Source organism: Pseudomonas fluorescens (genome assembly GCF_902497745.1).
GTDB lineage: Bacteria > Pseudomonadota > Gammaproteobacteria > Pseudomonadales > Pseudomonadaceae > Aquipseudomonas > Aquipseudomonas fluorescens_BM.
On sequence record NZ_CABVHJ010000012.1, the window covers coordinates 17,023 to 32,323 of the forward strand.

Below are 15,301 nucleotides of genomic sequence, written 5' to 3' on the forward strand. Positions count from 1 at the left end.
TTTGACTTTTGTTGCTCTAGCTTTCCCACTCCTTTTTGGTTGGTTTCTACTTTATGTCACCTTTCAAGGGCCAGACCGGCCTGAAACGCATCCTCAACGCCTCCGGTTATTCGCTGGACGGTCTGCGCGCAGCCTTCACCGGTGAGGCGGCATTCCGTCAGCTGGTGCTGCTCAATGTCGTGCTGATTCCGCTGACATTCTTTCTCAATGTCAGCCGTGTCGAACAGGCTTTGCTGATTGCCGTGTGCCTGTTGGCGCTGATCGTCGAGCTGCTGAACTCGGCGGTAGAAGCGGCCATCGACCGCATCTCGCTGGAACTGCACCCGCTGTCGAAGAACGCCAAGGACATGGGCAGCGCCGCGCAATTCGTGGCACTGAGCATGATCGCGCTGGTGTGGGCAGTGATTCTGCTTTAAGCGATCGTCGGCAAAACGATCTCGTCGCTGCGCTGCACCCCGGCGGTGAAAGCGCGGCACAGGTCAAGAAATTCGCGCATTGCAGAAGTCTGATACTTCTGTTTGTGCCAGATGAAGTAGAACTGTCGCGCCAGATCCAGATCCGGCGTTTCGACCGGCACCAGACTGCCACGGCGGAACGCATCGCGCAGCGCCAGCCGCGAGATGCAGCCAATCCCCAGTCCTGACTCCACCGCGCGTTTGATCGCTTCGGTGTGCTCAAGCTCCAGACGAATGTTCAGTGCACTGCGATGGTGGCGCATAGCCTGATCGAAGGTCAGGCGTGTGCCGGAACCCTGCTCACGCAGAATCCACGCTTCGTGGGTCAACTCTTCCATGGTTGCACTGCCGCGTTGGGCCAATGGATGCTGCGGCGCGCAGAACACCACCAGTTCATCCTCGACCCAGCTCTGCACTTCGATGTCCGGGTGGCTGCAATCGCCTTCGATCAGACCCAGATCAATTTCGTAGTGGGCAACTTGTTGCACGATATTGGCCGTGTTCTGCACGTGCAGCTTCACCTGGCTTTCCGGGTGGCGCTGCATGAAGCTGCCGATCAGCAGAGTCGCCAGATAATTGCCGATGGTCAGCGTCGCGCCCACCGACAGTGAGCCGAAACCGGATTTGCCGTTGAGCAGGTCTTCGATTTCCTTGGCCTGATCGAGCAGGGCCACCGCCTGCGGCAACAGCTGTTTGCCGAGGGCGTTGAGGCTCAGGCGTTTGCCGGCGCGGTCGAACAGCTGGCAGCTGGATTGGCGCTCGAGCTCGGTGATCGAGGTGCTGGCAGCCGACTGCGAGAGGTTGAGCAGACCCGCAGCACGGGATACGCTTTCCTGCTGGGCGACGGCGACGAAGACTTGCAGTTGACGGAGAGTAAATCGCATATCGATATAACCGATAACCCTTATCTTAATAATCCAGTTAACAGATATTGTCGTCGCTATTAGAATGCGATGCAATTGCGCACCGTCGCCTTTAAAAGCCAGCGCAGACCCAATCTCCAGGAGTCAAACGTACATGAGCAACATGAACCACGAGCGTGTCCTCAGTGTTCATCACTGGAACGACACTCTGTTCAGCTTCAAGTGCACCCGCGATCCGGGCCTGCGCTTCGAGAACGGTCAGTTCGTGATGATCGGCCTGCAACAGCCCAACGGCCGCCCGCTTATGCGCGCTTACTCGATCGCCAGCCCGAACTGGGAAGAGCATCTGGAATTCTTCAGCATCAAGGTGCAGGACGGCCCGCTGACTTCGCAGCTGCAGCACTTGAAGGAAGGCGACGAGATCATCATCTCGAAGAAGCCTACCGGCACCCTGGTGCTCGACGACCTGAACCCGGGCAAGCACTTGTACCTGCTGAGCACCGGCACTGGCCTGGCGCCGTTCATGAGCGTGATCCAGGACCCGGAAACCTACGAGCGCTTTGAAAAAGTGATCCTGGTTCACGGTGTGCGTTACGTCAACGAAGTCGCCTACCGCGAATTCATCACCGAGCACCTGCCGCAGAACGAGTTCTTCGGCGAAGCGCTGCGTGACAAGCTGATCTACTACCCGACCGTGACCCGCGAGCCTTTCGAGAATCAGGGCCGCCTGACCGACCTGATGCGCAGCGGCAAGCTGTTCAGCGACATCGGCCTGCCGCCGATCAACCCGCAGGACGACCGCGCGATGATCTGCGGCAGCCCGAGCATGCTCGACGAGACCAGCGAAGTGCTCGACAGCTTCGGCCTGAAGATCTCGGCGCGGATGCGCGAGCCGGGTGATTACCTGATCGAGCGTGCGTTCGTCGAGAAGTAAGCTCCACTGAAAAAGCCCCCATTGCCTGAATTGGCAATGGGGGCTTTTTTATGCCCGAAACATTTCCTTCATGCCTGCCACAATCCATGTAGGAGCTGCCGAAGGCTGCGATCTTTTGATCTTGCTGTAAGATCAAAAGATCGCAGCCTTCGGCAGCTCCTACATTGACCGAGGTCTCAGGCTGTGGCGGGAATGACTTCGAGCACGCGGATCTGCTCCGGAGTCGGGTAATGCCAGCGCACATCCAGATCCCAGAACTGCGCGCCGTATTCGCGCTCAGGCACCGGGGTTTGATACGCCGGACGCGGATCCTGAGCCAGGCACTGTTCAATCAGCTCAACCAACGGCTCGTCGAGGCGCTGAGCGTGTGTGTGCGCTTGTTTCAGTGCTGAGTCCGTCCACTGCACGTCAATCAACTGCGGTGCGGCGCTGGCGATACTGTTGGAGGCCTCGGGAATGATGTCCGCATAAGGCACGTAGGGTTTAATGTCGAGAACCGGTGTGCCGTCGAGCAAGTCGATCCCGGAGATGAACAGGCGATTGGCTTCGACTTTGTCCAGTTTCACCACCGACTGGCCGATGCCGTTCGGTCGGTGTGTGGCGCGGGTGGCGAACACGCCCATGGACTTGTTGCCGCCCAGGCGCGGCGGACGGACTTTCAGTCGCGGTTTATCTTCCAGCGCTTGATGAAACAGGAACAGCAGCCACACATGACTGACCTGCTCCAGACCCTGCACGGCGTCACCCTGATCGAACGGCGCCACCAGTTCCAGCACACCACGGGCGGCCGGGGCCAGTTGCGGTTGGCGGGGGATAGCGAATTTCTCCTTGAAACAGGAGCGCACGAAGCCGATGGGGGAGACGCTGTAAGTCATGGTTTGCATTCGAAGCGGGGGCAGGGTGGGCATGATAACCCGTCCAACCTCAAGTCTGGTGGTGGCAGGGCTGGCCTATTCGCGAGCAAGCTCGCTCCCACAGGGATCTTTTGCACGCCATAGATCCAATGTGGGAGCGAGCCTGCTCGCGAAGGCGGCACCGCCAATCTCAGAGGCTAAACCCGCCATCAAGAGGAATAATATTCCCGGTCATATAAGCCCCAGCTGTACTCGCCAGACTGATCGCCAACGCCGCCATCTCTTCCTCACGCCCCCAACGCTTCATCGGAATCAGCGCCGTGTCCTCAGCCAACGCCTGCTGATCGCTGCCAATATGCTGAGTCATCTTGCTCGGAAACCGCCCCGGTGCGATCACGTTGACATTGATGTGCTGGCTCACCAGCTCCCGCGCGAGAATCCGCGACAACTGATGCAGGGCCGCCTTGCTTGGCCCATAGGCATACGCCTGCTCGCCAAACGAAGAAATCCCCGCCACCGAACCAATGTTGATAATCCGCGCCGGATTCGCTGCCGAGCCAGCCTTGCGCAACAACGGCAGAAACTGCTGGATGCAGGTGAACACCGACGTTACGTTGAGCTGCATGACCTTTTCCCAGCCCTTGACCGGGTAGCTCTCCAGCGGCGCGCCCCAAGTGGTGCCGGCGTTGTTCACCAGAATATCCAAATGCGTGATCTGCTGACCCAAGCGCGCGGCCAGTTCCTGCACGCCTTCTTCCGTCGCCAGATTCGCCGCCACGCCGTGGCACTTGCCCAAGGCGCTGAGCTCTTCAGCGGTTTGATGGCAGGCTTCGGCGTCGCGCGAGCAGACGTAAACGCGCGCGCCGGCCTCTACAAAGGCTTTGGCGATCATTTTGCCGATACCACGGGTGCCGCCGGTCACCAGAGCGGTGCGGCCTTGCAGGGAGAAATACGGGTGCATGGCGAGTCCTGAGGATTAGGGATCAATACACCCTAGTCGTCAGCCGCGAAAAGCGGAGCCACTATTTTCGGAGGGAATGAACGGTCATGCGTTGCGGTGGCGACCATCGATCACCACCGCAGAGAGGATCAGGCTGGGCGAACGCGCAGGGTCAGACCCTTGAGGAAGTTGCGCAGCAACTGGTCGCCACACGGGCGGTAGTTGGTGTGGCCGACCTTGCGGAACAGCGCGCTCAGCTCAGGCTTGGACACCGGGAACTCGGCGGCCTTGAGGATCGCGTGCATGTCGTCTTCTTTCAATTCGAAGGCCACGCGCAGTTTTTTCAGGATGATGTTGTTGGTCACCGGCACTTCGATCGGCTGCGGCGGACGGCTTTCGTCCTTGCCACGCTTGAAGATCACCAGACCGTCGAGGAAATGCGCGATGACTTCGTCCGGGCAGCGCACGAAACCTTCTTCGTCTTCTTCTTTCTTGTCGAGCCAGGTCACTACATCGGCGAGCGCTACGTCCATGCCGCCGAGTTTGATGATCTCGACAACCTTCTTGTCGCTGATGTCGAGCATGTAGCGCACGCTGCGCAATACGTCGTTATGAATCATGTGAGTAATCCTGATAAGCGTTGTGGGCAGCACGCAGGCGCGCTGCCGGAATGTGTGGCGGCAGTGGAAGTCTTAGAACTTCTCTTTGCCGGACAGGTAGCGCCATTGGCCGACCGGGACTTTGCCGATCGAGACGCCGCCGATGCGGATGCGGCGGATGCCGATGACCTTCAGGCCGACCGCTTCGCAGAACTGGGCGATGATGCCGGGCTGCGGGTTTTTCATGGCGAAGCGCAGACGGTTTTCGTTCTGCCAGCTAGCCTTGACCGGCGGCAGCTCCTTGCCCTTGTGCGTCAGGCCGTGCTGCAAGCGGTTGAGGCCGTGGGCGACCATGTCACCTTCGACCTCGACCACGTATTCCTGCTCGATCTTCGCGGCGTCGGCGGTGAGCTTGCGCAGGATCTTCCAGTCCTGAGTGAACACCAGCAGGCCGCTGGCCTTGGGCTGCAGGTCAGAGCTGGCGGTCAGGCGCAGGAAGTGCCCGCGCAGAGGGCGCTTGCTGTAGCGGTGCTCTTCGCTGAGGGTTTCGGCGCTCAGCGACTGCATGGCAGTCTCGACATCCATGCCGGCGGGTGCGTTGAGCAGGATGGTCACCGGCTCCGGTGCGGTGGCCTTGGCATCCTTGTCGAGTTCGACCTTCTGGTCGCCAACCTTGAATTGCGGCTCGTCAATCACTTCGCCGTCCACGGTGACCCAGCCGCCCTCGATGAACAGCTCGGCCTCCCGGCGGGAGCAACCGACCAGTTCGATGAGGCGTTTGGAGAGGCGAATCGGGTCAGTCATGACAGGGCCGTAACAAAAAAGGGGTGGGCATTGTACCTGTGTGGCGCCGGTTAAGCCCGGTTCCATTTAAAGGCGCTGAATTCAATGTTGGAGCGAGCTTGCTCGCGAAGGCGTCCTGCCAGTCTATATGTGCAGTGACTGATACACCGCATTCGCGAGCAAGCTCGCTCCCACAGGAGTTCCATGGTGTGTCAGCCGTTGCCTGAGCGCTGCTGATTTTGTCGCAGGCGCATGTGCAGCAACGGATACGGCTGGCCCATGCCATCGACTTCCGAGCGGCCGATCACCTCGAAACCCTGCTTGAAGTAGAACCCCAGCGCCTGCGGGTTCTGCTCGTTGACGTCCAGCTCATCGGCATTCAGATGCTGCATGGCATAGTTGAGCAGTTTCTTGCCCAAGCCCTGACCGCGATGATTGGGATCGATGAACAGCATCTCGATCTTGCCCGCCGCAACCCCGGCAAATCCGGTGATGCGCTGGTCGGCGTCCTTGGTGCAGACCAGCATTACCGCATCGAGATAGCGGGTCAGCACCAGATTGCGCAGCAGCTCGATATAACTGTCCGGCAGAAAATCATGGGTGGCGCGGACCGAGGCCTCCCAGACCCGGGTCAGTTCCTGATAATCGCTGAGTTTCGGCGTATGGATGACCGAATGGTGACGCATGCCTGTCTGCCTCTTGTCCGTTTCAAGGGAGTCCATCCCCCGCTAAACGATAGCCGTAAAAAAGCCCCGCATCTTGTAAAAAGAGCGGGGCTTTCTGTATTTGTTGCGGTGTCTGGCTGGCTATTTCTGTCGCCAGCAAGATCTCTCCCCCTCACCCCAACCCTCTCCCCCAAAGGGGGCGAGGGGGCAGGGAGCTGATCTTCATGCTGTTCAAAACCTGAGTTCGACTCGAACGTTCAGGTCGGTGCAGCACGCAAGAACACATAGATCAGTCCCCGCGCCCTCCGGGAGAGGGCGAGGGGGAAGGGAGCTGATCTTCATGCTGTTCAAAACCTGAGCCCGACTCGAACGTTCAGGTCGGTGCAGCACGCAAGAACGCATAGATCAGTCCCCTCTCCCTCTGGGAGAGGGCTAGGGTGAGGGGCTTTTGATCTTCAGATCAGATCTGCTCAGCCCACAGGTCATACTCGTCAGCGTCAGTAACCTTGCACCAGACCTTGTCACCCGGCTTCAGATTGCTGCCGTTATCAATAAACACGTTGCCATCGATTTCCGGGGCATCGAAGAAGCAGCGGCCAACCGCGCCTTGCTCGTCGACTTCGTCCACCAGCACTTCGATTTCACGGCCGATGCGCATTTGCAGTCGCGCCGAGCTGATCGCCTGCTGGTGCGCCATGAAGCGATCCCAACGGTCCTGCTTGACGTCGTCCGGTACGATCTCCAGATCCAGATCATTCGCCGGAGCGCCATCCACCGGCGAGTATTGGAAGCAGCCGACGCGGTCGAGTTGCGCTTCGGTCAGCCAGTTCAGCAAGTACTGGAAGTCTTCTTCGGTTTCGCCCGGGAAGCCGACGATGAAGGTCGAGCGGATGATCAGATCCGGGCAGATTTCGCGCCAGTTCTTGATACGCGCCAGGGTCTTGTCTTCAAACGCCGGGCGTTTCATCGACTTCAACACTTTCGGGCTGGCGTGCTGGAACGGGATGTCCAGGTACGGCAGGATCTTGCCGGCGGCCATCAGCGGGATCAGCTCGTCAACGTGCGGGTACGGGTAAACGTAGTGCAGACGGACCCAGACGCCGAGGGTGCTCAGCGCTTCGCAGAGTTCGGTCATGCGGGTTTTCACCGGCGCGCCGTTCCAGAAACCAGTGCGGTATTTCACGTCAACGCCGTAGGCGCTGGTGTCTTGCGAAATGACCAGCAACTCTTTAACGCCGGATTTGACCAGACGCTGAGCTTCGTCCAACACATCACCAACCGGACGGCTGACCAGTTTGCCGCGCATCGACGGGATGATGCAGAACGAGCAGCTGTGGTTGCAGCCTTCGGAAATCTTCAGGTACGCGTAGTGGCGCGGGGTCAGCTTGATGCCTTGCGGCGGTACCAGGTCGATCAGCGGGTTGTGATCCTGACGCGGCGGCACGACTTCGTGCACGGCGTTGACCACTTGCTCGTACTGCTGCGGACCGGTTACGGCCAGCACGCTCGGGTGCACGTTGCGGATGTTGCCTTCTTCCACGCCCATGCAACCGGTGACGATCACCTTGCCGTTTTCCTTGATCGCTTCGCCGATCACTTCCAGCGACTCAGCCTTGGCCGAATCGATGAAACCGCAGGTGTTGACGACTACAACGTCGGCGTCCTGATAGGTGGACACCACGTCATAACCTTCCATGCGCAGCTGGGTCAGGATGCGCTCGGAGTCGACCAGTGCTTTCGGGCAACCCAGAGATACAAAGCCAACCTTTGGATTGGCCGGCGCAGGAGTGGTGGACATGTCTAACCTCGGTATTTTGTGACATCGCTTTCTTGGTGCGAAAGCCGACGGACGGGCGCTTAGGGCGCGCCTCTGATCAAAAAGTGCGCAATTCTAGCGGCGGGCAACGCACTTGACCAGCTTTATGCAGGGAAATACGACGAGTGCTGCGCTATGCTTCGCGCCGTTGAGCTTTACCAATTTTTTACAGTCAACAAAACGTCTGTAACAACAGGTAAAACAGCGCATGCTGCACCACAAAGCATAGTGCTTCATTCAAGAAGCCGGTTCTGAGAAGTAGGAGTGTTGGATGGGTCAGGCAAGTAGTCATGCGGCAGGCGCCGAGGGTTCGGCCACCAAGCCGCTGAGCATGCTGGTCGCGGCGGTCGGGGTGGTTTACGGCGACATCGGCACGAGCCCGTTGTACACCCTCAAAGAAGTGTTTTCCGGCGCTTACGGCGTATCGGTCAATCACGATGGCGTGCTGGGCATTCTGTCGTTGATCTTCTGGTCGCTGATCTGGGTCGTGTCGATCAAATACATGATGTTCGTGCTGCGCGCCGACAACCAGGGCGAGGGCGGCATCATGGCGCTCACCGCACTGGCGCGGCGGGCGGCGGGGCATCGCAAGAAATTGCGCTCGTTGCTGGTGGTTTGCGGACTGATCGGCGCGGCGCTGTTTTATGGCGACAGCATGATCACCCCGGCGATTTCCGTACTGTCGGCGATTGAAGGTCTGGGGCTGGCGTTTGATGGTATCGACCATTGGGTGGTGCCGCTGTCGTTGGTGGTTCTTGTCGCACTGTTTCTGATTCAGAAACACGGTACGGCGCGGATTGGCATTCTGTTCGGACCGATCATGGTCACCTGGTTCCTCGTCCTCGGCGCCCTCGGTGTGTATGGGATCAGCCACGCGCCAGAAGTGTTACATGCGATGAACCCGATCTGGGCGGTGAATTTCTTCGTCGTTCATCCGGGCATGGGCGTGGCGATCCTCGGCGCCGTGGTGCTGGCGCTGACCGGTGCCGAAGCGCTGTACGCCGACATGGGCCACTTTGGCCGCAAGCCGATTGCCCGCGCGTGGTTCATTCTGGTTTTGCCGGCGCTGGTGCTCAATTACTTCGGTCAGGGCGCCTTGCTGCTGGAAAACCCTGAGGCGGCGCGTAACCCGTTCTATCTGCTGGCACCGAGCTGGGCGCTGATTCCACTGGTCGGTCTGTCGACGCTGGCCACGGTGATCGCTTCGCAAGCGGTGATTTCCGGTGCGTTCTCCCTGACGCGTCAGGCAATTCAGCTCGGCTACATTCCGCGCATGTACATCCAGCACACCTCCAGCGACGAGCAAGGCCAGATCTATATCGGCGCGGTGAACTGGGCGCTGATGGTCGGTGTGGTGCTGCTGGTGCTCGGCTTCGAATCCTCCGGCGCCCTGGCCTCGGCCTACGGCGTGGCGGTGACCGGCACCATGCTGATGACCACCATTCTGGTGTCGGCGGTGATGCTGCTGCTGTGGAAATGGCCACCGATCCTCGCGGTGCCGGTGCTGATCGGCTTCCTGCTGGTGGACGGTCTCTACTTCGCTGCCAACGTGCCGAAGATCGTGCAGGGCGGCGCATTCCCGGTGATCGCCGGTATCGCGCTGTTTGTGCTGATGACCACCTGGAAACGCGGCAAGCAATTGCTGGTCGAACGCCTCGACGAAGGCGCGCTGCCGCTGCCTATCTTCATCAGCAGCATCCGCGTGCAACCGCCGCATCGTGTGCAGGGCACCGCCGTGTTCCTCACCGCACGCTCCGACGCCGTACCGCATGCGCTGTTGCACAACCTGCTGCATAACCAGGTGTTGCATGAGCAAGTGGTGTTGCTGACGGTGGTCTACGAAGACATCCCGCGCGTACCGCCATCACGGCGCTTCGAAGTGGAAGCACACGGGGAGGGTTTCTTCCGGGTGATCCTGCACTTCGGCTTCACCGACGAGCCGGACGTGCCGCAAGCGCTGAAGCTGTGTCATCTGGATGATCTGGATTTCAGCCCGATGCGTACCACTTACTTCCTCAGCCGCGAAACGGTGATTGCCTCGAAACTGGAAGGCATGGCGCGTTGGCGTGAAGCGCTGTTTGCGTTCATGTTGAAGAATGCCAATGGGAACTTGAGGTTCTTCAATCTGCCGCTGAACCGGGTGATTGAGCTCGGCACGCAGGTGGAGATGTAAGCCCCGCCGCAACTCAAAAGCCCTCGTCAGCTTGAAGGCTGTCGGGGGCTTTTTTGTGCTTCACATAAAATTCCAATCCACTGCAAATCCCCTGTGGGAGCGAGCTTGCTCGCGAAGGCTTAGTGTCAGGAGAAGCATTCTTCGGCTGACCCACCGCTTTCGCGAGCAAGCTCGCTCCCACAGGGTATTGGATGGAATCAAGAGGTGCGTTCAGATAAATCAGCTTCAGATTCAGTCTTCGTCCGCGCAGGTCGTGGGATCAACGCCTGAATCACATCATCAATCAAAGCTTTGCCCATCACCGTCAGGTAATGCGCAGCCCAGGCATGGCGGTCGGTGTCTTTGATGAAGGCTGCATCCTCGGCGAAGGATTTGGCGAGGGACAGCAGGTCTGAGGATTGGGACAAGGCATCGATGATCGGGATGCCGGCGCGGACATTGAAGAACGCTTGATCCGAGTTGTAGAGGAAAGGGGTGAAGCCGATGGTTTTAACGGTTGCGAGTCCGTGCAGATCAGTTTCGGTCATCGTGTTACTCCTTAGTTCGAAGTGCCGCGACTTTCGTTACCACGCGAAAGGGAGGCAACTGTACGCAGGGTGGTAAACCGGGAACCAAGGAAACCGGCACGCCCGAAAGCGTCCCACGCACAGCCGCCATAACTTGAGGAGCGCGCTGTTGCGATGGTTTCTCCGGGTTACCACACCCGATCGCTGAATGGGGCAGCGACGTCCGGAGAGTATCCCGTCGAAAAACAGCGCAATAGAGCGGCAAAGCGCCCGAACACGAGTTTCGGAGTTTGCCTACAAGGTCTGTGGGCGTCATCTGATATTGCGAGACTGGAAGTAAACGATACTAAACGTCTGACACGAACTGGCGTGTGCAAATGAGCGAGGCAGGTATGACGGCATCATCGGAACAAGAAAAGCATGATGATCTCGAGAACCTTCGAATTGAAGCCGAAGCAATGGAACGACTGATCAACCTCGATCCGGCTCAAGTGATCAGCCATGACGATATGCGGGCAAAGTACGCCTGTGAGGATTGACGATTATTTGAATCCAGCGCAATTCCCCTGTGGGAGCGAGCCTGCTCGCGAAGGCGTAGTGTCAGTCGACGAATCTGCAAACTGACCCACCGCTTTCGCGAGCAGGCTCGCTCCCACAGGGTTTTTTCGTGGCTGCTGGAATGTAAAAAGCCCCCGCACTGCGAAGTTGCGGGGGCTTTTTGTGGGCGTGGCTCAGATCACTCTTCGGCGACCGAGTCCTTGCTCTGACGCTTCTCGATCAAGTCCACCAAGCGCTTGGCCAGCGCCGGGTAGTTCTCGTCGAAGTGGTGGCCGCCAGGCAGTTTGACTGCCTCGCCCACCGCAGTTTTGTCCGTGCAGCCACTTTCATCGGTCTCTTCTTCACCGTAGATGCACACAACCTTGGCCGCTGGCAGCTTGGCCATTTCCGGGCCGGTGGCGGCTTCTTTGCCGGCGTTACCCAACCAGCCTTCGACTTCGATTTCGAAGCTGCCGGTGCGGGCGAAGGCCAGCAGGATGATTGCGTCTACGCGCTGCTGCTCGGTGTCCGGCAGGCGGTTGTAGATCGCTGGCAGTACGTCAGCACCGAACGAGTAACCGGTGAGGATGAAGCGCTTGGTGCCCCATTTCTGCCGGTAATGCTGCATCAGTTCGGTCAGGTCCAGCGCGCTTTGCTCCGGGCTCTTGTGCTGCCAGTAGTAGCGCAGGGTGTCGATGCCGACCACCGGATAGCCAATCTTGGCCATTTCGCCCGCGACGTCGCGGTCGAGGTCGCGCCAGCCGCCGTCACCGGAGAGGAACAGGGTCACGGTGTCTTTGGCTTGGCCGGCCGGCACTTCAACCACCGGGATCGCCAGACCACCGTTGGCCTTGTCGCCACCAACGAGGATTTTGCGCAGTTCGTTGTTCAGCACTTGCGGCAGGTTGATGTCGTAGTCGCTGATGCTGGTTTCGGCGTTTGGTTGATCGCGTACAAAACCCGCGCTGGCATCATCCGGGTTGTCGTTCCATGCCACCAGCCAGTGACCATGCGCGGCGGATTTCGGCAACAGGTGAGTGCAGCCGGGTTTTTCCAGCGCGAGGTCCACGGAAATCGCTTGGGCCTTGTCGTCCTTTTGCTCGGACAACCAACGCCAGGCCAATACCGCGCCGGGGCCGATACCGCTGACCAGCGTAGCCGGGCCGTTCAGTTCGCGCAGACCGGTTTGCAGAGCGCGGCTTTGCAGCAAGCAGTCCTTGGGCAGAATCACCTGAACGATCTGCGCCGAGGCGCTGCGGCTCAGGGTGGTCAGTTGTTTTTCAGAGAGTTTCTGGTCGTCGTTGACCGCGACCAGCACCTGCGCCTTGGGTTTGGTGCCGGGGATGACTCGGATCAAAACGGTGCCGTCTGCCGCCGTAACAGGTTCGAGCGTTGGTTCCGGTGCCGGACGTTTGAGGTACCAGAAACCGCCGCCGGCAATCACGGCCAGCACGATCAGTGCAGCCAGGATGTACTTCAGGGAGCGTTGAATCATCAGCGTTTCACCAATCCAGTCAAGCCGCCCGCGATCAGGGCAGCAGTGTCGGCCAGCGCCACCAGCGGATCGAGTCCGGCGGGCACGGCCATATAACGGGGTTCCCAGTCGGGCTGGAACTTGTCTTTGAAGCGGCGCAAGCCTTGGAAGTTGTACAGCTGCTCACCACGGCGGAAAACCATCGAGCCCAGACGCTGGGTCAGCGGTGCACCACGCCGGGGTTGCAACCCCGACAACGGCACCATGCCCAGGCTGAAGCGCGCGTATCCGTGACTCTTATAGTGTTGAATCAGGCCGACCATCATGAATTCCATGGTCAGCTTGGGGGCGTCCGGGTGCGCGCGCATCAGGTCGAGACTGGCCAGGTCGTGGCTGTAAGTCTCGAGCAGGTTGGCGAATGCCACCGGGCGACCTTCGAAGCGAATCACCGCGATGCGGAAATGCTTCAGGTATTCGTCGCTGAAACGGCCGAGGGAGAAGCCTTTCTCACGCACGTTCTTGCCGGTCAGCCACGCATCGGAAATCACTTTCAGTTCGTCCATCGGCGCCTGACCCGGTTCGTGGATTTCCAGCGACAAGCCATCGCGGGTGCCACGGTTCCAGGTGTAGCGCAGGTCCTTCATCTCTTTGCCCTTGGCTTCCAGGTCAAAGCGATGCAGGTCGACCCGGGCTTCTTCGCCGAGTTTGATTGCGGTCAGGCCGATGTCCATGTAGTACGGCAGGTTCTCCGCGCGCACCTGGTAGAACACCGGGCGGGCGTGGTGAATGTCACAGAGGTCGCGGAACTGCCAGATCATCTCGGCGCGTTGCTGGCCGGGGCCGATCGGGTCGTACAGGGCCACCAGACTGCGGCCACGGCGCGCGTACATCAGGAACGCTTCGTCGTTCTGGTGAAACAGCAGCGCCTTGTCACCAGTCAGCGCGAGGCCACCGTCGGGTTGCGACGACGCCATCAGGATCTTCGCTGCACGATCGAGTTCGTCAGGCGTCGGCAGGTGAATGACCGGGCGCGCGGTGCGCAGCAGCCAGGTCAACGCGATCACCAGCAGCAGGACGGCGGCGCCGAGCAGCGAGCGCAGGCCACGCGGGGCGTCAGCATCCAGGGTGAACTGCCACCACAGTTGATGGCTGTACGGCACGTCCTGATAGGCGAACAGCAGCAGCCATGTCGAAGCGCCCAGCACACAGAGGCTGGCCACCAGATACAGCGGCGAGAAAGGCAGTTCGGTCAGGCGACTCGGACGATAGAACGAGCGACGGAACACACCGAGCAGCGCAGCCGTCAGTGTCATCAGCGTCGCTTCTTCCCAGTCGAAGCCTTTAAGCAGCGAGAGCAGGGCGCCAACCAGCAACAGAATGGTGGTGAGCATCCACGCGGCCGACAGGCGACGGCGCAGGCCCTGGGCGAGCATCAGGCAGAGCACACCGATCAGGCTGGCGCCGAAGTGTGAGGCGTCGACCAGACGATGCGGGATCAGAAAGCCGATGTGCTCAAGGCGTGTATCGATCTCGGGAGTAGCGCCGGAAAACAGCAGCACCACGCCGGACAGAAACACCAGCACCGCCAGAATCGGTGCCGCCAGACCGGACGCCGCGCGCATGGTCTGGGTTTGAAACAGGCGTTGACCTTCATTGATCAGCAGGAATACGCAGGCCACCAGCAGCGGCAGCACCACGTAGATCAGGCGATACAGCAGCAGCGCAGCGGCGAGAGGCGCGGCACCGAGCTTGTCAGCGAAAGCGGCCAGCAGAATCGCTTCGAAGACGCCCACGCCGCCGGGTACGTGGCTGAGTACGCCGGCAGCCAGTGCCAGCAGATACACCAGCAGGAACGCACCAAACGGCGGCGCTTCCGGCAGCAACAGATAAAGGACCGTGGCGGCAGCCGCAACGTCGAGGGCGGTGATGATAAGTTGCAGGAAGGTCAGGCGACGCCCCGGCAAGCGCAACGTGCGGCGGCCAACCCTGACCAGCAGGTTGTCGCGCAACGGTTGTTCCGGCAGGCGCCGACGGTAGATGCCGATAGCCAGTACTGCGCCAAGCGCCAGCACGACAGCGGCGACTGTGCCGAGCAGGCCTTCGGACAAACCCAGCGCCTGCGAGGCAGCAGGCAGGTCGCTCAGCGTTGCCAGTGCGGCCAGCGGTGGCAAGGCGCAACCCAGCGACAGGCTGGCGAACAACGTCATGTGCGCGACTTCTGAAGCGCCCAGACCCAGTCGTGCATATAAACGGTAACGCACCGAACCGCCGGACAGCAGCGACAGACCGATCGCATTGCCAATCGCAAACGCGGTGAAGCCGCCCAGCGCCAATGTGCGCGGTGGCAAAGTCACGCCGGCATAGCGGCTGGCCGACCATTCGTAGCCGAGCAGAATGATGAAGCCGATCACGGTCGCAGCGAATGCGCCGAGCAGGGCGGGTTTCGGCACGTCGAGAATCGAGTCGTGCAGCGCATCGAGATCGAGTTCGGCGAGCAGATGACGACAGGCAATCAGCGCAATGGCGAACAGCAGCAAAGTCACCGCCAGACCAATCGGTTGTCGGTATTTGCTCAACCGATCCAGCAAGCGCAAGCGCTCGGGTTTGATCGGGTGTTCCGCTGTGACGGTGTCTTGTGGATCAGACGAGTTGGCGCGCATCAATCACCTCTTGGATTGTGCGCGACAGGATGGAGGTATCCA

14 protein-coding genes are annotated in these 15,301 nt (G+C 59.9%); 4 read left to right on the forward strand and 10 right to left on the reverse strand.

The genetic code is table 11. The features are described from left to right. The first annotated feature begins 53 nt into the window (after nt 1-53). Nucleotides 54-416, forward strand: coding sequence for a diacylglycerol kinase (locus F8N44_RS18875; protein WP_003222276.1), 363 nt, complete (start codon nt 54-56; stop codon nt 414-416). Here the strand turns inward: F8N44_RS18875 and F8N44_RS18880 are convergent. Next, nucleotides 413-1,339: a LysR family transcriptional regulator gene (locus tag F8N44_RS18880; protein ID WP_038358063.1), complete on the reverse strand. Its 927-nt coding sequence runs from the start codon at nt 1,337-1,339 to the stop codon at nt 413-415. The genes F8N44_RS18875 and F8N44_RS18880 overlap by 4 nt on opposite strands. Before the next feature lie 133 nt (nt 1,340-1,472). Between F8N44_RS18880 and fpr the strand changes: the two genes are divergently transcribed. Continuing rightward, on the forward strand, nt 1,473-2,252 hold the full coding sequence (gene fpr, locus F8N44_RS18885; protein ID WP_007908723.1) for a ferredoxin-NADP reductase: 780 nt from the start codon (nt 1,473-1,475) through the stop codon (nt 2,250-2,252). 176 nt (nt 2,253-2,428) lie between these two features. On the opposite strand, the gene tsaA is transcribed toward fpr, so the two are convergent. From tsaA to rimO, 6 genes are all read right to left on the reverse strand, one after another. Next, nucleotides 2,429-3,127 carry a tRNA (N6-threonylcarbamoyladenosine(37)-N6)-methyltransferase TrmO gene (gene tsaA / locus F8N44_RS18890; protein ID WP_191630921.1) on the reverse strand — a complete coding sequence of 233 codons (699 nt, stop codon included), beginning with the start codon at nt 3,125-3,127 and terminating at the stop codon, nt 2,429-2,431. 169 nt (nt 3,128-3,296) lie between these two features. Continuing rightward, a complete protein-coding gene (locus F8N44_RS18895) occupies nt 3,297-4,067 on the reverse strand; it encodes an SDR family oxidoreductase (RefSeq protein WP_150651362.1) in 771 nt (256 codons plus the stop codon). A gap of 128 nt (nt 4,068-4,195) precedes the next feature. Beyond that, the gene (locus F8N44_RS18900) at nt 4,196-4,666 is read right to left on the reverse strand and encodes a DUF1456 family protein (protein ID WP_064393114.1); all 471 of its coding nucleotides are present in this window, start codon (nt 4,664-4,666) and stop codon (nt 4,196-4,198) included. Nucleotides 4,667-4,738: 72 nt separating this feature from the next. After that, a complete protein-coding gene (locus tag F8N44_RS18905; RefSeq protein WP_150651363.1) occupies nt 4,739-5,449 on the reverse strand; it encodes an rRNA pseudouridine synthase in 711 nt (236 codons plus the stop codon). A 191-nt stretch (nt 5,450-5,640) separates the two neighbouring features. Next, nucleotides 5,641-6,114 (reverse strand): GNAT family N-acetyltransferase, encoded by a 474-nt coding sequence (locus tag F8N44_RS18915; RefSeq protein ID WP_150651365.1) that lies wholly within the window; start codon nt 6,112-6,114, stop codon nt 5,641-5,643. A 439-nt stretch (nt 6,115-6,553) separates the two neighbouring features. Beyond that, nucleotides 6,554-7,891: a 30S ribosomal protein S12 methylthiotransferase RimO gene (gene rimO, locus F8N44_RS18920; protein WP_095188906.1), complete on the reverse strand. Its 1,338-nt coding sequence runs from the start codon at nt 7,889-7,891 to the stop codon at nt 6,554-6,556. A 349-nt stretch (nt 7,892-8,240) separates the two neighbouring features. Between rimO and F8N44_RS18925 the strand changes: the two genes are divergently transcribed. Beyond that, complete coding sequence (locus F8N44_RS18925; RefSeq protein ID WP_371857626.1) at nt 8,241-10,082, forward strand: potassium transporter Kup; 1,842 nt, start codon at nt 8,241-8,243, stop codon at nt 10,080-10,082. Nucleotides 10,083-10,279: 197 nt separating this feature from the next. Here F8N44_RS18925 and F8N44_RS18935 read toward each other — a convergent pair whose 3' ends face one another. Next, complete coding sequence (locus F8N44_RS18935) at nt 10,280-10,609, reverse strand: DUF3077 domain-containing protein (RefSeq protein WP_150651367.1); 330 nt, start codon at nt 10,607-10,609, stop codon at nt 10,280-10,282. Nucleotides 10,610-10,965: 356 nt separating this feature from the next. Between F8N44_RS18935 and F8N44_RS31385 the strand changes: the two genes are divergently transcribed. After that, entirely contained in the window at nt 10,966-11,127 is a 162-nt protein-coding gene (locus F8N44_RS31385) for a hypothetical protein (RefSeq protein WP_191630922.1), read from the forward strand. A 197-nt stretch (nt 11,128-11,324) separates the two neighbouring features. Here F8N44_RS31385 and F8N44_RS18940 read toward each other — a convergent pair whose 3' ends face one another. Together F8N44_RS18940 and mprF are read right to left on the reverse strand one after the other, a co-directional pair. Continuing rightward, complete coding sequence (locus tag F8N44_RS18940) at nt 11,325-12,620, reverse strand: virulence factor family protein (RefSeq protein ID WP_150651368.1); 1,296 nt, start codon at nt 12,618-12,620, stop codon at nt 11,325-11,327. After that, nucleotides 12,620-15,259, reverse strand: a complete 2,640-nt coding sequence (gene mprF, locus F8N44_RS18945) for a bifunctional lysylphosphatidylglycerol flippase/synthetase MprF (protein WP_150651369.1) — start codon at nt 15,257-15,259, stop codon at nt 12,620-12,622. Before mprF ends, F8N44_RS18940 begins: the two co-directional genes overlap by 1 nt. Nucleotides 15,260-15,301: the final 42 nt, after the last annotated feature.